Origin of the sequence: Pseudovibrio exalbescens (assembly GCF_028737195.1) — a bacterium.
Taxonomy (GTDB): domain Bacteria; phylum Pseudomonadota; class Alphaproteobacteria; order Rhizobiales; family Stappiaceae; genus Pseudovibrio; species Pseudovibrio zosterae.
On the sequence record NZ_JAQZAJ010000006.1, the window covers coordinates 54,848 to 75,961 of the forward strand.

The following is a 21,114-nucleotide window of genomic DNA, read 5'->3' on the forward strand; positions in this document are numbered from 1 at the left end:
TGGCGGGGAAACCCGCCGCCTAAAGCCGCACGCGACACTTATAACAACATCACCTTCCGACGCGTGCAGACCGTGAAAATCATCAAGACGAGGGGCGCGCGCACGGCTGCCCGTGACCACTCACGTTTGGGGGAGAGCAATGAGCAATCCAGGGTCCAACCACCGCATCGACGCAGACCGTCTATGGGACAGCCTGATGGCAATGGCCAAGATTGGCCCGGGTGTGCGCGGTGGATGCAACCGGCAAACCTTGACCGACGAGGATGCGGAGGGCCGCCGCCTGTTCACCAAGTGGTGTGAGGAGGCGGGCATGACCATGGCCATCGACAGCATGGGCAACATGTTTGCCCGTCTTGAAGGGACCAATCCGGACCTTGATCCGGTCATGATCGGGTCGCACCTCGATACACAGCCAACAGGCGGCAAGTATGATGGTGTGCTGGGTGTTTTGGCAGGCCTTGAAGTGGTGCGCTCCATGCGCGATCAGGGCATCAAGACCGAGCGCTCCATTGAAGTGGTAAACTGGACCAATGAGGAAGGCACCCGCTTTGCCCCGGCCATGCTGGCCTCGGGCGTGTTTGCAGGCGTGCACAGCCAAGAGTGGGCCTACGACCGGGAAGATGCTGAAGGCAAGAAGTTTGGCGATGAGCTGAAGCGTATTGGCTATGTGGGCGAAGAGCCTGTGGGCCAGCGCAAGCTGCATGCAATGTTTGAGTTGCACATTGAGCAGGGCCCTATTCTGGAAGCGGAACAAAAAGACATCGGCGTTGTCACCCACGGGCAGGGCTTGTGGTGGCTGGAAGTGACGCTGACCGGCAAGGACAGCCACACCGGCTCAACCCCCATGGGCATGCGCAAGAATGCCGGTCTGGGAATGGCCCGCATCACCGAGCTGGTGCACCAGATCGCCATGGAAAACCAGCCGGAGGCTGTGGGGGCGATCGGCCATTGCGACGTCTATCCCAACTCTCGAAACGTGATCCCGGGCAAGGTGGTGTTCACCATCGATTTCCGCTCCCCCCACCAGAACGTGCTGGATGGCATGAAGGCAAAGCTGGAAGCAGAAGCGCCGAAGATTGCTGCGGAGCTGGGACTGGGCATAGACATTGCGGTTGTCGGCCATTTTGATCCCGTGACCTTTGACCCTGCGTGCGTATCCAAGGTGCGGGAGGCAGCCGAACGACTGGGCTACTCGCACCAAAACATCATTTCCGGTGCGGGTCATGACGCCTGTTGGATCAATCGACTTGCGCCCACAGCCATGATCATGTGCCCCTGTGTGGATGGTCTTAGTCACAACGAGGATGAGGAGATCACCAAGGACTGGGCCAAGGCGGGGGCCGATGTTCTCTACCATGCGGTGCTGGAAACGGCTGGCATCGTCGAGACAGCCGAGCTTGCGGAATAAAAACAGGGCGCTGCTCTCCCGAACGCGGGATGAGACAGCGCCCTTTCCATAGAAGGAGGGACAACAATGACAACAGTTATCAAGGGCGGCACGATTGTAACCGCTGATCTGACCTATGAGGCGGATGTTCTGATTGAAGGCGATCGCATTGTGGAGATTGGCGAGAACCTGACTGGCGATACGGTGCTGGATGCCAGCGGCTGCTATGTGATGCCGGGCGGGATCGACCCCCACGTGCACCTTGAAATGCCCTTCATGGGGACTTTTTCTGCGGACAATTTCGAGAGCGGTACGCGCGCAGGCCTTGCTGGCGGAACGACCATGGTGGTGGACTTTTGCCTGCCTACCCCGGACCAATCTCTGTTGGAGGCGCTGGAGATCTGGGAGCGCAAGTCGGGCGCGGCGAACTGCGACTACTCCTATCACATGGCGATCACCTCCTGGAACGAGCAGATTTTCAACGAGATGCAACAGGTTGTCGATCGAGGCATCAACACCTTCAAGCACTTCATGGCCTACAAGGGGGCCTTGATGGTGGACGACGACGAGATGTTTGACTCATTCCGTCGCTGCGCGGCCATTGGCGCCATGCCCTTGGTACATGCCGAGAACGGCGACGTGGTTGCCACCATGCAGCAAAAACTGCTGGAAGAAGGCAACAACGGTCCTGAGGCCCATGCCTATTCTCGCCCTGCTGAAGTGGAGGGGGAAGCCGCCAACCGCGCAATCATGATTGCCGACATGGCAGGTGTGCCGCTTTACATCGTGCATACATCCTGTGAGCAAGCGCATGAGGCCATTCGCCGTGCGCGCCAGAAGGGAATGCGCGTGTTCGGAGAGCCGTTGATCCAGCATCTGACACTAGACGAAAGCGAGTACAAGCACCCGGATTGGGACCATGCTGCACAGCGCGTCATGTCGCCGCCGTTCCGCAACAAGGCGCATCAGGACAGTCTGTGGGCCGGCTTGCAGGCGGGGTCCTTGCAGGTGGTGGCGACGGACCACTGCGCTTTCTCCATTGAGCAGAAGCGCTTTGGCATTGGTGACTTCACCAAGATCCCCAATGGCACCGGTGGCCTGGAAGACCGTATGCCCATGCTTTGGACCCATGGTGTGGGGACCGGCCGGCTCACCATGAACGAGTTCGTGGCCGTGACCTCCACCAACATTGCAAAGATCTTGAACATCTACCCTCGCAAGGGGGCCATTTTGGAAGGCGCGGATGCAGACATTGTGGTGTGGGATCCGAACCGGTCCAAGACCATCAGCGCGACCAGCCAGCAATCGGTGATCGAATACAACGTGTTCGAAGGCAAGGAAGTGACCGGCCTTCCGCGCTTTACCCTGACACGTGGCCGTGTTGCCATTGAAGAAAACATGGTGAAGGCCGAACCCGGAAAGGGCGAGTTCATCGCTCGTGATGCCTATCCCGCCGTGCATTCGGCGCTCACAAAATGGAAGGAGCTAACTGCGCCGCGCAAAGTTGAGCGCAAGGCGGAGAACATGCCTGCGGGCGTATAAAGACCCTGTGCGCACCCGCCGTCTTGGTGGTGCAAGAGACACTGTCAGGACGGCCTTGAACCGTGCCAGCGAATGACACCAGCAAACAACCAGAGGGGCGTTGGTTGGCACACGTTAGAAACGGGAGCATATCAAATGACCAAATCTGCTGCGACGATGGGGCAGGATGCTTACACCACCGACGAGTTTGGCATTGTCCATCAAAAACTGAGCGGCATTGACGCCGAGCTTTACAATGAAGACCAGCTGCCAACTTCCATGCAGGCGCGCACTTGGGACTGGGTTTCCATCTCGGCCTTGTGGGTCGGCATGGTGGTTTGTATCCCAACCTATTTGCTTGCCTCCTATCTTATCGGTGCGGGCATGTCCTGGGATCAGGCGGTTTTCACCATCTTGCTGGCGAACGCCATCGTGCTCATTCCGATGGTTTTGATTGGCCACGCGGGCACAAAATACGGCATTCCGTTCCCGGTCTTGCTGCGATCGTCCTTCGGCCCGGTGGGCGCAAAAATTCCCGCTGTTGCGCGTGGCATTGTGGCCTGTGGCTGGTTCGGCATTCAGACTTGGGTCGGCGGGTCAGCCATCTACGTGATCCTCAACACCTTGACCAGCGGCGGCATTGCCAGTGATCCGCTGCCCATTCTTGGCATCAATATTGGTCAGTTCATCTGTTTCCTCGCGTTCTGGGGTTTGCATCTGTACTTCATCCGCAATGGCACAGAGTCCATTCGCTGGCTCGAAACCTATGCGGCGCCCTTCCTGCTTTTGATGGGCTTTGCCTTGCTGGCATGGGCCTACTTCAGAGCCGGTGGTTTTGGCGAAATGCTGTCCACGCCAAGCGCATTTGATCCGGGGCAACCAAAGGAGGGGCAGTTCTGGGCCGTGTTCTGGCCAAGCTTGACCGGCATGGTCGGCTTCTGGGCGACATTGGCGCTGAACATTCCCGACTTCACCCGCTATGCCAAGAGCCAGAGGGACCAGTTCATGGGCCAAGCCATTGGTCTGCCTATCCCAATGGCGCTGTTTGCCTTCATCGCTTCTGCCGTGACATCGGCGACCGTCGTGATCTTCGGTGAGGCGATCTGGGATCCGATCCAGCTGGCAGAGCGCATGGGGGGTGCCAGCATCATCATCGCCTTGATCGCGCTTGTCGTTGCCACCTTGACCACCAATCTTGCGGCGAATGTGGTGGCACCAGCCCATGGTTTCTCCAACTTGGCTCCCAAGGCCATCAACATGCGTGTGGGCGGTTACATAACTGCCGGTATCGGCATTGTGATGTTCCCGTGGATACTGGTGAACCATATCGTTGGCTGGCTGATCGCATACTCGGCACTGCTGGGCCCGATCGCGGGTGTGATGTTGGCGGATTACTATCTTCTTCGGAAAACCAAGCTGAACGTGACGGACCTGTTCCGCATGAAGGGCATTTATGAAGGCTCAAACGGCTGGAACTGGGCGGGCATCGGTGCGTTGATCATCGGCATTCTGCCAAACCTGCCGGGCTTCATGGCGGGCGTGGGTCTGGTTGATGGAACCTCAGATTTGTTTGCGACCATCTATACCTATGCCTGGTTCGTTGGCTTGTTTGTGGCCGGGATCGCCTATCTGATCCTTGCCAAGATCTTGAACAAGTAAGGAAGCTGTCTTTCAGCGATCGCAGGGCGGGTGCCATGCACCCGCTCTTTTCCAAGTTTGCTCATTTCAAAAAGAGACCGTTATGCCCAAAGCCTACTGGATTGCCCATGTTACCGTGAACGACCCAGAGCCCTATGCTCTTTATGCTGCAGGTGCGACGGAAGCCTTCAAGAAGTTTGGTGCGCGTGTTTTGGCGCGCGGCGGAAACTTTGAATGGCTGGAAGGCGAAAGCCACCCACGCAATGTGGTGATCGAGTTTGACAGCATGAAGCAGGCGCTGGCGTGCTACAACAGTGCGCAGTATCAGGATGCAAAGAAGCACCGGGAAGGTGCGGGCATCGCCAACATCATGATTGTTGAAGCCTCCGAATAAACCCTCTTGTTCCGAAAGTTGAGCCAGAACCTACGCTAAAACGTTGATCTGGCAGGGGATATACCTATTCAAAAACGCGGGTGCTGCACGTTAGAGTAGAATCCAGGTAGTCGCCGGAGCCAGCGCTGTTCCGGTTTTGGCGCATTGAACTGGGTTGTGTGGATGCAAGTGACTGACGTTGTGGTGTTCCCCTGGAACAAGAATTTTGAGACAGGCATTGCCACCGTTGATGAGCAGCACAAGCAGTTGGTGAACCTGTTGAACCGGCTGGCCAGCACGCTTGTTTCCGATGACCCGGTTGGGGTCGCGGTCGTGTTCAACGAGCTTGCCGACTATGCTTCCTATCACTTCGCAGAGGAAGAAGAGGTCTGGGAAACCTACTTTGACGGCGCGGATGATTGGAAGAACGCACACCTGAAAAGCCACGGCTCGTTCTTGCCGAGCGTTCTTCAAATCAAGGAAAAGGCCGCCGATGAACCCTGGCAAGAAGTGACAGAGAAAGTGCTGCGGTTCCTGATCCGCTGGCTGGCCTTTCACATTCTGGACGAAGACAAGAAGATGAGCTTCGTGGTTCAGGCCATGGACAGCGGGCTGAGTTTTTCCGAGGCCAAGGTGGCTGCAGATCAGCAGATGGGCGGTTCCATTCGTGTTCTGATCGAGACCGTCTTGAACATGTATGACGAACTGTCTCTTCACGCCATTGAACTCATTCGGGAGCGCCAACGCCGTATCCTTATTGAAGAAGAACTGAAGCAGCTCAACGAGAAGCTGGAAAAGCTCTCAATTACCGACGAGCTGACGGGGCTTTACAATCGCCGCTACTTCAATGTGCTCATATCTGATGAACTGCGACGGGCTGCGGCTGCCAACAAGCAGGTGGCCTTTCTGTCGTTGGATCTGGACCACTTCAAGCGGGTCAACGACACCTACGGGCATTTGCAGGGCGACAAGGTGCTTCAGGACGTGGGGACCATTCTGGCCCGTCACAGCAAAACGGCAGTCGGTTCCGCGTTCCGCATGGGCGGTGAAGAGCTGCTGATCGTTAGTGTGGGGCATGGACAGGCGGAAGCAGTTCAGTTGGCTGAGCGCGTTCGTGAGGAAGTCGCGACAATCCTGATCCGGGATGAAGCGGGCGGGCCAGCGTGCCGGTTGACCACGTCGATTGGTGTTGTTGCCCGTGTGCCTGCATCTGGCGAGGGGCCTGAGCTGTTCTTGGAACAGGCGGACAAGGCACTTTATCAAGCCAAGCAAGATGGGCGGAACCGCGTCCGGTTCATGGACTGAACCCTTTTATGGGCCGCCTTCACCTGTGCGAAAAAAGCCGACAAAGGCACGCAAGCACGGATGGCCGCGATAGTCTTTGGGATAGTAGATGTAAAGGGCCGGATACTCGTAGGTAAACTCGGAGAGGGCGGCAACCAGCTCCCCACTAGCCAGTTCGCGTGCGACCAGCTGATCAGAGGTGAGAATGAGGCCGTGCCCTCGGCGGGCGCGATCCACCAAAACACCCAGGCTGGACGATGTGAGAGAGCCTGACACCGGTTGAACCTGTACTTCACCATCGATCTGAAAACGCCATTCCGCGGTCCGCCGGGAGTCCACGAACCGGTACTGCAAGCAATCGTGCGCGACCAGATCTTGCGGGACTTGCGGCACGCCATGGTCTTGAAAGTAATCTGAAGAGCCCAGCACGACCGTGCGGTGCGGTGGGGAGATCTGCGCTGCGATGACTTCATCATGCAATCTGTGGCCAAATCGGATGCCAGCATGAAACCCCTCTGCTGCAACAGAAACCATCTGATCGCTGAGGGTCAGGTCCAATGAGATGTCGGGATAGGTCGCGTAGAACTCGGCAAGTCGATCTGCGAGACAGACCTCATATGCGATCTCTGGCAAATTGAGCCGCAGCGTTCCGCGGATTTTCTGATCCCGTTCCTGCGTGTTTTCAATGGCGCGCCTGAGCTTTTCAAAAGCTGGAAGGCCCTGTTCCCAAAGCTCATGCCCTGCATCCGTGAGTGTGACAGAGCGTGTGGTTCGCACAAACAAGCGCACGCCCAACTGCTGCTCCAAGGCTCTCAATTGATGGCTGACGGTGGATGGCTGGAGGTTGAGCTCAGCCGCGGCAGCACGCACGGAGCCGCGCTTTGCAATGGTAAAAAAGAGCTCGAGACTGTTTAGAGGCATGCGCTGCATTGTTCGAAAAATGCCAGCAGTATCTTCGATTTTCAAGTTCTTATTTTCAGCAGTTCGTCCCTCTATTTTGACTGTAATGGGATCCGGACACTGGAGGTACACATGACGATCATCAGCAAAAAACTACAATTTTCCGTAGAGGGCGACGTTCTTCAGGCGGTGCTTTACACCCCGGAACGCGCCGGGGATGGGCCTTTGCCGGGCGTTGTCGTGACCGGAGCGTGGACCACCGTTAAAGAGCAAATGCCAACCACCTATGCCAAGGCCTTGGCGCAGCGCGGCTTTGCAGCACTGGTCTTTGATTTTCGCGGGTGGGGCCAGTCTGCGGGCGAGCCAAGGTATCTGGAAGATCCAGCACGCAAAACGGAAGACACCCGCCATGCAGCGCGCTTTCTTGCCTCCTTGCCGGAGGTGGATGAAGCATCTGTTTATGGCGTCGGGATATGCGCATCTTCGGGGTACATGGCAGACGCTGTTGCCACCGTGCCGGTTCTGCAAAAGCTTGCCCTTGTGGCTCCATGGCTGCATGACCCGGAAATGGCGACACAGATTTATGGCGGCCCGGACATGGCGCAGTCTCTGATAGCGGCAGGGCGTGAAGCAGCCAGTGCGGCGGAGCCAACCTACATGGTTGCAGCCAGCGCGACCGATGAAAATGCGCTCATGTATCAGGCCCCATATTACACCGAGACGGACCGGGGCATGATTGCCGCTTATGACAACAAGTTCAACGTTGCCTCCTGGGAGCCGTGGCTGTCCTATGATGCGCAGAAAATTGCCGAGAAGTTGTCGAAGGCGACCTTGATTGTGGCCTCGGAAGCAGCGGCTTTGCCCGCAAGCGCGCATGCGTTTGTAAAGCGCACCCATGCGCCAATTAGCGAAGTCTGGCTTGACGATGTTTCGCAGTTTGACTTCTACGACAAACCGGCAGTGGTGGAGCAGGTTGCGGACGAACTTGCTGTTTTCTTTAAAAGCGAGGGCTGAGGTCATGCAGGACTATCACGCTCTTTGCAATTTGGTGTCCAAGTTTTTTGCTGCGGTCGATCGTCTTGATTGGCCGCAGGTATGGAGCCTCATGGCCGAGACGGTTCGGCTGGATTACCGTTCCTTGACGGGGCAACCGGCAGAGCTGTTGAGGCCGCAGCAGATCACAGAAGCATGGGGCATGATGATGCCCAACTACGACGCCATTCATCATCAGATTGGCAACCTGATTGTTGAGGTAGAAGGCGACGAGGCTACGGTGTCTTGCCACGGGATGGCGTCTCACTTCATAAAAGGAACTTCAGGAAGCGGGCACCAGCTCATCGTCGGCACTTACACGTTCAGGTTGGTGCGTCAGGATAAGGTATGGCGGATCGAAGAAATGACCTTTCACTTCAAGTTCGCGGCTGGCGATCATACGGTTGGTGAAGAGGCAAAGGCCCGGTCCTCTGGCGTTTCCTGAAGACGCTTAAGGCACTGGGCCGTGATGTCACGCAAGCAGGGGAGGCCGCAGGATGCATGACGTCAGTAAAGTGAACGCATGGCTAATAAATGAGGGGCGCACTAAGGGCGACCTGGAGTGGCTGGTTCGAGGCTATTGTGAAGCTCTCGTTGATCTTGGGGTGCCGCTGAACCGCGTTAGAGTGGGGCAGCACCTCGCCAGTCCGCTGCTTAGCGCATGGGGCGTTATCTGGACCCTGGAAGCCGGTACAGCGGCCTACGAGGTGCCGGTTGGGGCGCTCGATAGTGTCGCATGGAAGGGAAGCCCCTTTGAGTACATTGTGCAAGAGCGGAAACTGCTACGGGTACCAATTCATGAGCTCGACCTGGATCAGACGCATAGCGTGTATCGGGAACAGGCAGAAGCGGGGGCGACTGACTTTCTCGCCATGCCATTAGAGTACGGGGATGGCACCGTTCAGGCCTCTAGTTTTACAACGCGGCGGGAAGGGGGCTTTACAGCTGGTGATTTGGCTGCTCTGGGAGCCACACGGCACGCCCTCGCCGCAGCAGCTGAGCCGATGGCCATGCGGCGTTCCATGAATAGCCTGTTATGTACCTACTTGGGGAACGGGCCAGCTTCCGAAGTAATCAATGGAGTCATCCGGCGCGGTGAATACAATCGGATTTCAGCAGCGATCCTGTTTGCAGATCTGCGTGGCTTCACGGCCAAGTCTGAGAGCTGGGGCGAACAGGAGCTACTTCAGGCACTCTGTGACTACTTCGATGTTGTTGTATCTGCCGTGCTGCATCATGGTGGCGATGTTCTCAAATTTATCGGCGATGGTGTGGTCGCGATTTTTCCCGAAGGAGCCAGCCGAGGTGCAGCGGAGGTGTGCAAGCAGGCCGTTGCCGCTGCTCTGGAAGCGCACAATGAGCTGATCTCCTGTAACAAAAGGCGCCTGGACGACGGCAAGCCGGAAATTCAGTTTGTAACCGGCATCAACCATGGGTCCGTGACCTATGGCAATATTGGGGGGCCGGATCGTCTCGATTTCACCGTTGTGGGTCCGGCAGTAAATGTCGCTAGTCGCGTTCAGGAGCTGTGTAAGTCCGTCGGTGCGGAAGCTTTGATGACAGCGGCGGTTGCCCAAGCCGCGAAGGTCGATGCCAGGTCCGAAGGACTGCACTCTATCCAAGGGCTTGCTGAAAAAGTAGAGCTCTACCGGCTGAGATAGGTGCCAGTTCGTTTTGTCGCTCTGCCAAGTTTGGGGGATGTGAAAGCGGGTTCACGAGCCACACTTCAACATTGCATTGTTCCCGGTCTTGCCTCGAAGACTTGCACATTTTTGGAAAAACACTGTGATTCCCTAGGGTTTTTGCGCTAGTGGCCGGATAGTTTGCCGTGTACGTTAAACTTGAAGGCAAGATACAAATTTAAACTTCTGTTTTGTTGATGGGAAAGAACGTGCAGCAAACCCAAGTTAAAAGTGCAGAGGCATTTCCGTGGACCAAGGAATTCGAAGTTGGCATTCCGGTAATTGATGCTCAGCACCACAAACTGGTCGATCTCATCAACAGACTTTCTGATACGCTTTCTACTGGTGATGAGATGAGCATGTCGAACGTGATCGATGAAACGTTTGACTATGCGGCTTTTCATTTTCAGCAAGAAGAAAAGGTTTGGGCCAAATACTTTGATACCAGCGATGTATGGTACAGGGAGCATGAACTGAATCACAGTACATTTCTGCCAAACATCATGCGCATTGGCGTGGTTGAACAGGACAAGCCTTGGCAGGAGAAGACAGAGAGAGTCTTGCAGATCCTTATACGCTGGCTCACTTTCCATATTCTCGGCGATGACAAGAAGATGGCTAATGTGGTTTTGGCCATGAAAGAAGGCTTCAGCTTTGAGGATGCAAAGAAAATGGTTGAGCAAGATGAATTGGATATGCTTGCCAGCAGCTAAAGCATCCAATCAGCGGCTTCAAGGTGTGTGTGATACAACGCTGCGCGGGATCTTTTTATATCGGCCAAAGACGTTTTTCCAGAGACCAAGGGCGCGAAAAAAGTCTCCTGTTTCTTATCGTTGATTGATCAGGGTCATGGCCGGATTTCACGTTCGCATCAAAATACGGACGTTAGGTAATTTACTCTGGCGGCTCTGATCCGTCCCCTGTCGGCCGCTGCCGTTTTTCTTTGCGAGGTGTCGCAATGGTCAAGTTATTCTTGCAGTCTTGTACCCTGCCGCGTCGCCGCTTCCTTCAGGGCGTTGGTTCACAAGTGCTTGCGGCTTCGGTTGTTTTTGTGGCTGGCCACAAGGTAGCGCTTGCCGACGCCGTTGATCCCATGCGTCGGCGGCGGTGCCCTGAAGATCAGTGCGGCTATACCTACAATCCTGCGCTTGGCGACAGAAGGGGCGGCATCCCCAAGGGAGTCGCCTTCGAGGATCTGCCAAAGGATTGGGTCTGCCCTATTTGTGGAACACCACATGAGGATTGGTAGGGGCAGCTGAGGGTGCTGAAAGCCCCGGCATATTGAAGGGGCAGGCAAGACCTTGCCCTTGCGTTCAACTGGGCTATTTACACCTCCAAAGCACGTCAGCTGATTTATGATCAGTTCTGGCGATGAGTTCGCTTGTTTTTTCGTTATTGTCTGTTGTATTCGTCTGCGTAAAATTTCATGCGCATCCTATTTTATTTATTCACTGTATGGTTCAGCAGGAGAAATATTTGAGTAGATAACATAAAAAGTGTGATCCAGCGAACAAACTCTACGTAATATATAGTTGACCGTGAACTATTATTTCGCACTGCAGCAATGGTCAGCTGTAGTAACTTCGTGGAGGAGTATGATGGACGTACTACTACTTGACCCCCGTGATTATGTTGGGGTGTCGTTCTGGATCATCTCCGCTGCCATGGTAGCCGCAACTTTCTTTTTCTGGGTCGAACGTGATCGTGCCCACGGGAAATGGAAAACATCCTTGACAGTTGCTGCAATGGTGACGGGTATCGCAGCCATTCACTATTTTTACATGAGAGATGTTTGGGTTGCGACCGGAACAAGCCCGACAGTATTTCGTTATGTCGATTGGCTTCTGACGGTTCCGCTGCAGATTATCGAGTTCTACCTCATTCTAACCGCTATTGCAGTGGTGTCGGTCGGTCTGTTCTGGCGCCTGCTGGTCGCCTCACTGGTTATGCTGATCGCGGGTTATCTGGGTGAAGTGAACCCATCCAGCGCGCTGGCGCTGTGGGGGCTGTTCGTCATCGGCACAGTCGCGTGGTTCTACATCATTTATGAGGTCTTCGCCGGAGAAGCGAGCGAGATCAACGCCTCGCAAGGTACTGTCGCATCCAAGAAAGCATTTCACGCCTTGCGCCTGATCGTGACTGTCGGTTGGTCCATCTATCCTCTGGGATACATCTACGGTTACGCCGCAGGTGGAGACATTGCCGCTCTCAACATCATCTACAACCTTGCCGATTTCGTGAACAAAATCGCCTTTGGTGTGGTGATTTGGGCCGCGGCCACTTCTGACGATGCCAACCAGAAGGCACGTGCATGACGACCGGACGGGCAGAGTGGGTTGACCGCTCTGCCCTCCTTTTCGGGTCCGAGAGGAGTGACAGGAATGACCAACGATAACCTTTTCGTCCTTACTGAAAACGCGGTGTGCGCAGCGGCTGGCGAGAATGGCTTGGTCAGCGAGGCCTGCCACTATCATCTCGCCGCAGGTGGGGGGCGCTTCCGTGCAAAGCTCGGGATCCATGCCGGCGAGCGGTTCGCACTTTCGCCGACCACCATCGTGGCATTGGCGGCCAGCTGCGAGTTGCTGCACAATGCATCCCTCATTCACGACGATTTGCAGGATGGCGACAAGTATCGTCGCGGCCAGCAGTCCGTCTGGGCACGCTACGGCGCGGACACAGCCATATGTGCCGGTGATTACCTTCTTTCTGCCAGCTACAAGTGTTTGGCAAACGCGCAGACGAACCAGCTTGGCAAACTCATCAGCCACCTGCACGACCGCACCGCCGTGGTGATTGAGGGGCAAGCACAGGATTTGCAATCGGATGCATTGCCGCGCACATCGACAGCGTATCGCAGAACAGCAGAGGCGAAATCAGGCCCGCTGCTGGCATTGCCCCTCGAGCTGGCAGCGTTGGCCGCTGGCCAAGAGGCGTTGATCGAGCCCATTCGCAGTGCCACCACACTTTTTGCTTTGGGCTACCAAATGGCGGATGACTTGAGCGATGCGGCCAAGGACTTCAAGGCGGGTGCGCACAATGTGATCTGGATGTTCGAGCCTGAAACGGATTTTCAAAGAGCCGTTATAGAGGCCGCCCATTTGACACGGACCGTGCTGCAGGAAGCCAAGGAAGCATGTTCCGCCCTTCCGTTTGATCTTGGCAGTTTAATGGTGCGCCATGCGGACAAGATGCTGGCGCAACTGCCAGCGCAGGAGGCGGCATGACCAACGCTGTTGTGATAGGCGGTGGCTTCGGCGGCATTGCGGCTGCGCTGCGCCTGAGGGCCAAAAACTACCATGTTACGCTGCTCGACCGCTGTGATGGCCTGGGCGGGCGAGCGCAAGTTTTTGAAAAGGACGGCTACCGGCACGATGCAGGTCCCACCGTGATAACCGCGCCGTTTCTTTTTGAAGAATTGTTTGCGCTGTTTGGGCGCAGGCTTGACGATTATGTCGATTTGGTCGCGCTTGATACGTGGTACGAGTTCTACTTTCAGGATGGGGTGCGGTTTCGCTATGGCGGAACACCAGAAGACACCATCAACGAGATAAAGAAGTTGTCACCTCCGGATGCGGAGGGCTACGTCGAACTCCTGCGGACCTCCGAGAAAATCTACAAGGTCGGCTTCCAACAGTTGGCTGCGCAACCGTTCCACAAGCTCTCCGAGATGCTGAGGGTCTTGCCCGCCATGGTGAAACTCCGGAGTGACCGCAATGTATACCAGTTGGTCTCTCGGCATTTGAAGCATGAAAAGCTGCGGCAGGCCTTTTCGATCCAGCCGCTGCTGGTGGGCGGAAACCCGTTCGACACCACCTGCATTTACAACTTGATCCATTTTTTGGAGCGCGCGCATGGCGTGCATTTTGCCATGGGTGGAACAGGGGCCTTGGTAGAGGCGCTGCACAAGCTCATGGTGGAGGTCGGCATCAAGATTGAGCTGGGGCAAACCGTGTCACAGCTTGAGGTCGAGGATAATCGCGTGAGCGCGGTCAGACTGCAAACTGGCCAGCGGATCGGCTGCGATATGGTCGTGTCCAACGCGGACCCCGCGCAGTTGTATGGCACCATGATGGGGGCCTCTGAGGCTAAGCTCGGGGCGCGGCTAAAAACCAGATACGCCCGCAAATCCATGGGGCTGTTCGTGCTGTTTTTCGGGACGAACCGTCAGTATCCAGAGGTCGCGCATCACACCATCTGGATGGGGCCGCGCTATAAGGAACTGCTTGCTGACATCTTCAAGAAAAAGGTGCTGGCAGAAGACTTCTCTATTTATCTGCACCGACCAACAGCAACGGACCCTTCTTTCGCCCCGCCGGGTCATGACAGCTTTTACGCATTGGTGCCCGTTCCAAATCTGGAGGCGAAAATCAACTGGGAACGGGAGGCGCCGCGTATGCGCGACCGTGTGGTCGATGCCCTGGGCAAAACCATTGTTCCCGGGCTTGAGCACCATATTCGCTCGGACTTCTGGATGACGCCTGAGGACTTCAAACATGACTATCTGAGCCCCGCCGGTGCCGGGTTTTCTATTGCGCCGATTTTCACTCAGTCAGCTTGGTTTCGGTTTCACAACAAGGCGGAGGGGCCGGAAAACCTCTATCTCGTCGGAGCAGGGACCCACCCCGGAGCAGGTTTGCCCGGAGTGCTGAGTTCGGCCAAGGTGGTTGATAGATTGGTGCCACCGGTGACAGCGGATGTGAACTCTGAACCACGGGCCAGATTGGCGGCGGAATGATGGAGAGGATGAGCTCAGGACCCGCCTCCATGGACGTCAAACAGGTGCTGCGTGCCCATGGCCGGTCGTTTGCGCTGGCTGAGCGGTTTCTGGGTGCTCGCCATGGGCAACGGGCTGCACAGCTTTATGCACTCTGTCGCTGGCTTGACGATATTGCGGATCGGGGCGGCGATGCCAATGAGGCGCGCCGTGAGCTGGCCTTGGTGCGCGACGCTGTGCGTGGTGACGCGCGCGCTGGTGCGCCGCGGCAGCTGGTGTTGTTTTTTGACTTGAAGGATCAGTGTGGCCTCAATCCTCAAAGCCTCTTGCACCTGATCGACGGCCTGGAAAGCGACCTGACCCTGACGCAGCTGGCAGACGAGCCTTCGCTCATTCGCTATGCTTATCGGGTGGCTGGAACGGTGGGGGTGATGATGTGTGCCCTGCTGGATGTGACGGATCGTCGGGCGTACCCCCATGCCATTGATCTGGGCATTGCCATGCAGTTGACCAACATTGCCCGCGACATCAGAGAGGATGCGGAGCGCGGACGGATCTACTTGCCAAAGACATGGACAGGAGAACTGCGCGCGGCCCGATTGGAGGATCCACCAGAGTTGTTGAAGCAAGTGCTTAAACCCCACCTGCAGCATCTCTTGGGCTTGGCTGATACCTACTATGCAAGCGGGTACTCTGGCCTTGCTTTTTTGCCTCGGCGGGCGCGATTTGCAATGCTTGTTGCGGGCCGCGTTTATCAGGAGATCGGCCGTGTGATTGAAAAACGCGCCTATGATGTATGGGAGGGGCGGGCGGTTGTTGGCCGCGCGGCAAAAGGCCGGTTGGTGACAACTTCTGCCATTGGTTTTCTGTGGGACGCCACTCTGCATCGCCCGCCACGCTATCATGTCGCGCGTCTGCATGATGCGCTGGACAGGCTTGAACTGGAAGAGCTTGAACGCACGGCGGCCCGGGAGGCGACAGATGCAACTCCCTGACATGGCCGATGTGGTGATCTTGGGAGGCGGGTGCGCCGGGCTTGCACTTGCGAGGTGCTTGGCGGAAGGGAATGCGGCGCTGGACGTGCATGTGTTTGAGGCGCGCGACCATTATGAGGATGACCGCACCTGGTGCTTCTTCGAGGATGGAGAACACGCGTTTTCTGCTCTGGTTAGCAAAAGGTGGCGCACTTGGCGGTTTTCCGATGCCGGGTGCAGCCTGTCCCACCATGGGCAGAGGTTTACATATGCATGTTTGCGCAGCATCGACTATTACCGCCATTGCACAGCGCTAATCGAGGCGGCACCGCGTGTTCATCTTCATGGCGGCGCGAAGGTGTTGGGCTGCATTGAGGGCAGTGAAGATGTCCTGGTTCAAGGCGAAGGGTGGCAGCTGCGCGCCCGATATGTGATTGACACGCGACCTTCTGCTCTAACTGGGCGTCTTCCCGAGAGCGTTCTTTGGCAACAGTTTCGCGGCGTTGAGATCGAGCTTGACGCAAGCGCGGGGCGGGACCCAGATGCCGTGGAGCTGATGGCCCGCATGCGCGCAGATGCTGGCGGTTTTCGCTTCCTTTACGTGCTGCCGCTGTCGCGCACTCGGCTTCTCGTTGAAACAACGCGGTTTGCCGCTCAACCCGTTTCGCCAGGCTCGCTTCAGGCCGATCTCAAAGAAGATCTGGACGCCTATCTCGGCAGCTCTAGGTTTGAGGTGGTAAGAACCGAGCAAGGGGCCATACCAATGGGGCTCAGAACCAAACCCAGTCAAACAGCGCGCATGACCTACGCCGGGCAAGTCGCCGGAGCCGTGCGCCCATCCACCGGCTATGGGTTTCGCCGCATTCAGAGCTGGGCCCATGCGTGTGCCACCGCGCTTTTGGAGGGCGGGATGCCGCCTGCGCCTGCTCAGGATCCGTTGCATCGGCGTGCCATGGATGCAATCTTCCTTGAGGCCGTGGCCAACGCGCCGCACCGGGCACCGAACTACTTCATGCGGATTGCCAAACAGCTGACCGCAGACCAATTTGCAGCCTTCATGAGTGGTCAGGAAACCTTGCCGGGTGTGCTTCGGCTGATTTCAGCCTTGCCGCCAGTACCGTTCCTGCGCAGTGCAGGGCGGCAGTGCGCTGCACAGTTGCGTTTCAGCGACGGGGTTCGGTCATGAAGACAGCGCGGCCCATTGAAACGATGGTTCTGAGTGTGCTTGCCGTTCTTGCTGCAGTCTCCTATTACGCCGGGTTGCGTCTGCCGCTTTCGGTGGAAGTTGGCCTGCTGGCAACCGCTGTGGCGTTTCTGGGCGTCCCGCACGGGGCTGCTGACGCGCGGCTTGCGCTGTATCGGGGGCTGTGGCACTCGCCAAGAGGGCTCATGATTTTCCATGGGGTTTACATTGCGCTGGCGGCGCTGGCGTTGCTCCTCTGGTGGGTCTTTCCAATCGTGGGGCTGTCATCGTTTCTGCTATACTCTGCTTGGCATTTTGCGGGCGACTGGCGCGAGGCCTTGGCTCCGCTGCCGCGCTTCGTGGTGGGATTGGCGATGCTGAGTGCGCCGTGTTTACTGTTCCAAGAACAGGTCGCCTTCGTCTACCAAAGCCTCGCCGGGCAAGACGCCGCGTTCCTGAGCGCAGTGCAAGGCGTGATCGCGCCTGCCTTGCTGGCTGGGGGTGTGGGAGTTGCAGGGTTCTGCGCGCTCAAAAGCAAAAGAGCGGCTGGGGAGATCCTTCTTGTCCTGGCCCTTGCATGCCTGTTGCCGCCTCTTGTGTTCTTTGCGTTGTACTTCTGCTTCTTTCATAGCATCCGCCACTTTCGCGGTGCTTTGGAGCAGGCAGATCAACGCCAAGATGGCCAGTTCCTGCCTTGGACTGTCGGCTACAGCTTCGCCACACTGGTTGCCGCGACAATTGCGGTGGCGCTTGTGACTGATCCCGGTCACATGAACACCAGCGTGCTGCAGGCGGTTTTCATTGGCTTGGCCTGCCTTACCGTGCCTCACATGGTGCTCATGGATACACGGGCGTGATCGCGATCTCTTCCGGTGTCGCCCTCTTCGCGTTGTCCCAATAATTCATTCTCTCAATAGTTGTATTTGACCAGCTTAACGCTAGGTTTGATTGCAATAAGCAGTCCGCCTTCCAGACTGAAGGCGTGTCCGCGAGGTTAAATGGGGCAGATGAGAGCTGAGCTGTGGCGTTTTTCAGCTTTTCTGGTCTTGCCCGCTCCTTTCTCGCGCGCAGAGTTCAACGATCTCTAGCTGTGGTAAGCCATATGAAAATCAGCAGTTTGTTCCGTGTCGCGGCGCTTCTATTCGTCGTCGGTCTAGCTGGGTGTCAGACAACCAAGCCAATTGCCATGAGCGTAACGGCCACTCCTACCGTGCCGGGCACGCAGAACGGTGATGTGCTGGCAAAGAAGCGCGCGGCTGGTCAGGATATTCCGGAGCTGCGCGGGCAGGAAATTGTGACGGTTCGCACCTATGAGTATCATCGGGAGTCGAAAAATCAGGTCGCTTCCAAAAAAGAGATCGAAGGGATCTCCTGTGAGATCACGAGCGATGGCTACAAGGCGTCTTTGAAGACCCCAGCGGAGGTCCGCGTTCCCGACTATGGTTACGCCTCACGGCCAATCACGGCCAGCTGCAAGGCGCCTGACTACCGCGACGGGCACGCCAGCGTGACAGCTTTCAGCAAGACCTCTCAGGACCGGTTGTCCTCAGCCTCCGGCGGCGGGCTCTTGGGTGTGGTGGCCGTGGCCTTGATTGATGCTGCAACAGACCACAAGAAGCACGACTATGCTTATCCTACCCTGTCTGTGACCATGAACCGGATTGGCTGCGAGAAGTCCGTGGTGGGTTGCCGCTAGATCTTGTTGCGTGTCAACATGAACCCCTGCAAGGCGCTGTCATTGAGTTGGCAGTGCCTTTTTGCGTTCTGGTGCCGGAGGGTGCTTGAATGCGAGGCAAGCACAGACGGTTGACAGCGTCACGCCATACCTCCCCAAAAAAAGAAGAACCAGTCACCGCGAAGCTTGGGCACCCAATCCATATCAACACTTGCTTTGGATTCTGGACGCCAACGCCTGTCAGTAGAGCCTATGCCTGCGCGTCCAGGTGTCCCTGGCTAAGCCTCTACTTTGCAAATTCATGTTGTTAGGCGTTCGCTTCGTTGTGCCAAAGTACTCTAGCAAATTGGCTTTGCCTCTTTCTTGAGCTTTCCCAAGGCTTGCGACTGCATCGGGCGTCCTCTCTGATGTCGATGGTTACTCATGGGTACCTAATTGACAGTGGTAACCTGATTTCTGAATATGCGGGCCGAACTGAATGAACTCGGTGAGGCATTGTGGCTCTCGACTTTCCGGGGACTGAAAAAGGGTGCCGCGCGCTTCTTGAAGCTGTGGCGGGTCTTGTTCATTCCAGCGGCTAGAGCCGCGCCCCGGGTTCTCGGTTTGCGAGCGCAACACCGCACCTAATCACAGTATCAGAAGCGTAAGAGGGATCTCGTCATGATCAAAAATTTTCTGGCAGCACTGGCCATTGTATTTTCATCTACCGTAGCTTTGGCCGCTGACGGCCATGTCTTCAAGTTTGACGATGTTGCTTGGCAGCCTGCCGGGCTCGACGGCGTTGAGATGGCCGTTTTGTGGGGCGAAGAGGAAGACAGCAGCGCAATGTATGCGTTTCGCATTCAGCCGGGCGTTACGATTCCAGCCCACACCCACTCCAGCGACTACTGGGGCATCGCCGTGCAAGGAAACTGGGTGCATATTGATGCAGATGGACATGAAGTGATCACCGGCCAGGACAGCTATGCCTTGATCCGTGCAGATGATGTGCACGCGGACCGCTGCAACGGGCCTGAGGTGTGCATCAACCTGCTTGACTTTGTAGGCGCGCGTGACCTGACCTTTAAGGAGTAGGTTTCTCAGCGCCAGCTCACGCCAACCCGTACGCAAGCGCCGCCGAGCCGTTCTTGGTGGCGCTTGCTTCGGTTTCAGATCGGCCTCAGCGTTGGTGCGAGTGATAAAAGAGAGCCGTCATCTGGCTTGAAGAGCTGGCATCGGATCTTCTTGAACTACCCCCCCCCCCCCGGAAATTCGGACACTCACATAAGCTGCGATTTGCAGTCAGTTGATCTTCGACGAGAAGGAGATCAGAGATGTCGAAACGGAAGCAGCACGCGCCTGCGTTCAAGGCGAAGGTCGCGCTGGAAGCCCTGAAAAGGGAGGCGACGGCCGCCGAGCTGGCAAGCCGGTTCGGGGTTCATCCGACGATGATTCATCAATGGAAGCGAGCCCTGCTCGAAGGTGCCTCCGGCGTGTTCGAGCGCGGGAGCCGCAAGAAGCCGGAGATTGACAAGGAGCAGGTGAAGGAACTCCACGCCAAGATCGGGGAGCTGGCGGTGGCCAACTCTTTTTTGGAACGAAAGCTGAAGCCCTGGGGCGGGAAGTGAGGCGCGGCATGATCGAGCCGGACCACCCGGCCCTGTCCATTGGGCAGCTGTGCAAGCTGTTGTCGATCGCGCGCTCGTCCTATTACTACGAGCCGAAGGGCCAGACCGAGCAAAACCTTGGCCTGATGCGGCAGATTGACGAGCAGTTCCTTGAGACCCCGTTCTTCGGTGTCCGGCAAATGACCTGGCACCTGCGCAACGACGGACACCTCGTGAACGAGAAGCGCATCCGGCGACTGATGCGCCTCATGGGGCTCATGCCGATATACCAGAAGCCCAACACCAGCAGGCCGACGAAGGGGCACAAAACCTACCCCTACCTGTTGAGAGGTCTGCGGGTGGAACGTCCGAACCAAGTCTGGTGCTCGGATATCACCTACCTGCCCATGCGGCGCGGGTTCCTCTACCTGGTGGCGATCATGGACTGGCACACCCGCAAGGTTCTGGCCTGGGGATCTCGAACACGCTGGAGGCCGACTTCTGTGTCGAGGCGCTGAAAGAGGCCATTCACAACTTTGGCCTGCCCGAGATCATGAACACGGATCAGGGAAGTCAGTTCACGTCCTTCGCCTAGACGGATCGGCTCCGCCGATCTGGCGTGCGGATCTCGATGGATGGGAAAGGTCGGATCCTCGACAATATCTTCATCGAGCGGCTATGGCGAAACCTGAAATACGAGTGTGTCTACCTGCATGCCTGGGAGACCGGATCAGAAACGAAGGCGGCCATCCGGAAATGGATGACCTTTTACAACCACCAACGCCCACACTCAGCACTTGGCGGCAGGCCACCAGCCGTGGTCTACTGGCCGAGAAATGACAAAACACAAACCGATCAGCAGGTGCACAAAGTACTTTAGTTTACGCCAGATCCTGTCCAACGATTGGGGAGTAGCTCAGGGGCAGTAATCAATTGTTACCACCTCAAAATGAGCACCTTCAGGCTGCACAGATAACGTTCACTAGGATATAATAATTATGCTTGGAGCAAACAGGTCCGAAATTGTTCATTTATCATTGGAAAAAGTTTCACCCGAACCGACTTTTTATAGGAAGGCAGACTGTCAACAGTCTAACATTTGCCATGAAGGTGCGATCCAGTCTGACAAAAATAAAAACATGCTGTTCCAGCTATAAACCGAGAT

The 21,114-nt window shown here is 56.6% G+C and carries 19 protein-coding genes and 1 pseudogene; 19 read left to right on the top strand and 1 reads right to left on the bottom strand.

The window, feature by feature from the left end; genetic code table 11:
- The first annotated feature begins 139 nt into the window (after positions 1-139).
- The 5 genes from PUV47_RS16225 (at position 140) to PUV47_RS16245 (ending at position 6,224) form a co-directional block, all read left to right on the top strand.
- Positions 140-1,408, top strand: a complete 1,269-nt coding sequence (locus tag PUV47_RS16225) for a Zn-dependent hydrolase (RefSeq protein WP_274219638.1) — start codon at positions 140-142, stop codon at positions 1,406-1,408.
- A gap of 66 nt (positions 1,409-1,474) precedes the next feature.
- A complete protein-coding gene (gene hydA, locus PUV47_RS16230; RefSeq protein ID WP_274219639.1) occupies positions 1,475-2,929 on the top strand; it encodes a dihydropyrimidinase in 1,455 nt (484 codons plus the stop codon).
- 135 nt (positions 2,930-3,064) lie between these two features.
- Positions 3,065-4,567: an NCS1 family nucleobase:cation symporter-1 gene (locus tag PUV47_RS16235; protein WP_274219640.1), complete on the top strand. Its 1,503-nt coding sequence runs from the start codon at positions 3,065-3,067 to the stop codon at positions 4,565-4,567.
- 82 nt (positions 4,568-4,649) lie between these two features.
- Entirely contained in the window at positions 4,650-4,940 is a 291-nt protein-coding gene (locus PUV47_RS16240) for a DUF1330 domain-containing protein (RefSeq protein ID WP_274219641.1), read from the top strand.
- Positions 4,941-5,102: 162 nt separating this feature from the next.
- Positions 5,103-6,224 carry a GGDEF domain-containing protein gene (locus tag PUV47_RS16245; protein WP_274219642.1) on the top strand — a complete coding sequence of 374 codons (1,122 nt, stop codon included), beginning with the start codon at positions 5,103-5,105 and terminating at the stop codon, positions 6,222-6,224.
- 6 nt (positions 6,225-6,230) lie between these two features.
- Here PUV47_RS16245 and PUV47_RS16250 read toward each other — a convergent pair whose 3' ends face one another.
- The gene (locus PUV47_RS16250) at positions 6,231-7,169 is read right to left on the bottom strand and encodes a LysR family transcriptional regulator (protein WP_274219643.1); all 939 of its coding nucleotides are present in this window, start codon (positions 7,167-7,169) and stop codon (positions 6,231-6,233) included.
- A gap of 66 nt (positions 7,170-7,235) precedes the next feature.
- On the opposite strand from PUV47_RS16250, the gene PUV47_RS16255 reads away from it, so the two are divergent.
- The 14 genes and pseudogenes from PUV47_RS16255 (at position 7,236) to PUV47_RS16320 (ending at position 20,829) form a co-directional block, all read left to right on the top strand.
- A complete protein-coding gene (locus PUV47_RS16255; protein ID WP_274219644.1) occupies positions 7,236-8,117 on the top strand; it encodes an alpha/beta hydrolase in 882 nt (293 codons plus the stop codon).
- Positions 8,118-8,121: 4 nt separating this feature from the next.
- The gene (locus PUV47_RS16260; protein ID WP_274219645.1) at positions 8,122-8,580 is read left to right on the top strand and encodes a nuclear transport factor 2 family protein; all 459 of its coding nucleotides are present in this window, start codon (positions 8,122-8,124) and stop codon (positions 8,578-8,580) included.
- 52 nt (positions 8,581-8,632) lie between these two features.
- Positions 8,633-9,796 carry an adenylate/guanylate cyclase domain-containing protein gene (locus PUV47_RS16265; RefSeq protein ID WP_274219646.1) on the top strand — a complete coding sequence of 388 codons (1,164 nt, stop codon included), beginning with the start codon at positions 8,633-8,635 and terminating at the stop codon, positions 9,794-9,796.
- A gap of 230 nt (positions 9,797-10,026) precedes the next feature.
- Positions 10,027-10,530 carry a bacteriohemerythrin gene (locus PUV47_RS16270; RefSeq protein ID WP_274219647.1) on the top strand — a complete coding sequence of 168 codons (504 nt, stop codon included), beginning with the start codon at positions 10,027-10,029 and terminating at the stop codon, positions 10,528-10,530.
- Positions 10,531-10,775: 245 nt separating this feature from the next.
- The gene (locus PUV47_RS19860; protein WP_337994508.1) at positions 10,776-11,066 is read left to right on the top strand and encodes a rubredoxin; all 291 of its coding nucleotides are present in this window, start codon (positions 10,776-10,778) and stop codon (positions 11,064-11,066) included.
- Positions 11,067-11,415: 349 nt separating this feature from the next.
- Positions 11,416-12,132 carry a bacteriorhodopsin-like gene (locus PUV47_RS16280; protein ID WP_274219648.1) on the top strand — a complete coding sequence of 239 codons (717 nt, stop codon included), beginning with the start codon at positions 11,416-11,418 and terminating at the stop codon, positions 12,130-12,132.
- A gap of 66 nt (positions 12,133-12,198) precedes the next feature.
- Positions 12,199-13,041, top strand: a complete 843-nt coding sequence (locus PUV47_RS16285) for a polyprenyl synthetase family protein (protein WP_274219649.1) — start codon at positions 12,199-12,201, stop codon at positions 13,039-13,041.
- Positions 13,038-14,552: a phytoene desaturase family protein gene (crtI, locus tag PUV47_RS16290; RefSeq protein ID WP_274219650.1), complete on the top strand. Its 1,515-nt coding sequence runs from the start codon at positions 13,038-13,040 to the stop codon at positions 14,550-14,552. Before PUV47_RS16285 ends, crtI begins: the two co-directional genes overlap by 4 nt.
- Before the next feature lie 8 nt (positions 14,553-14,560).
- On the top strand, positions 14,561-15,526 hold the full coding sequence (locus tag PUV47_RS16295) for a phytoene/squalene synthase family protein (RefSeq protein ID WP_274219651.1): 966 nt from the start codon (positions 14,561-14,563) through the stop codon (positions 15,524-15,526).
- A complete protein-coding gene (locus PUV47_RS16300; protein WP_274219652.1) occupies positions 15,513-16,691 on the top strand; it encodes a lycopene cyclase family protein in 1,179 nt (392 codons plus the stop codon). Before PUV47_RS16295 ends, PUV47_RS16300 begins: the two co-directional genes overlap by 14 nt.
- The gene (locus PUV47_RS16305) at positions 16,688-17,545 is read left to right on the top strand and encodes a Brp/Blh family beta-carotene 15,15'-dioxygenase (protein WP_274219653.1); all 858 of its coding nucleotides are present in this window, start codon (positions 16,688-16,690) and stop codon (positions 17,543-17,545) included. The genes PUV47_RS16300 and PUV47_RS16305 overlap by 4 nt, the downstream gene beginning before the upstream one ends.
- Before the next feature lie 245 nt (positions 17,546-17,790).
- Positions 17,791-18,384 (top strand): hypothetical protein, encoded by a 594-nt coding sequence (locus tag PUV47_RS16310; RefSeq protein ID WP_274219654.1) that lies wholly within the window; start codon positions 17,791-17,793, stop codon positions 18,382-18,384.
- 639 nt (positions 18,385-19,023) lie between these two features.
- Positions 19,024-19,437, top strand: a complete 414-nt coding sequence (locus tag PUV47_RS16315) for a cupin domain-containing protein (RefSeq protein ID WP_274219655.1) — start codon at positions 19,024-19,026, stop codon at positions 19,435-19,437.
- Positions 19,438-19,676: 239 nt separating this feature from the next.
- Positions 19,677-20,829, top strand: a pseudogene (locus tag PUV47_RS16320) (IS3 family transposase).
- The last annotated feature ends 285 nt before the right edge of the window (positions 20,830-21,114 follow it).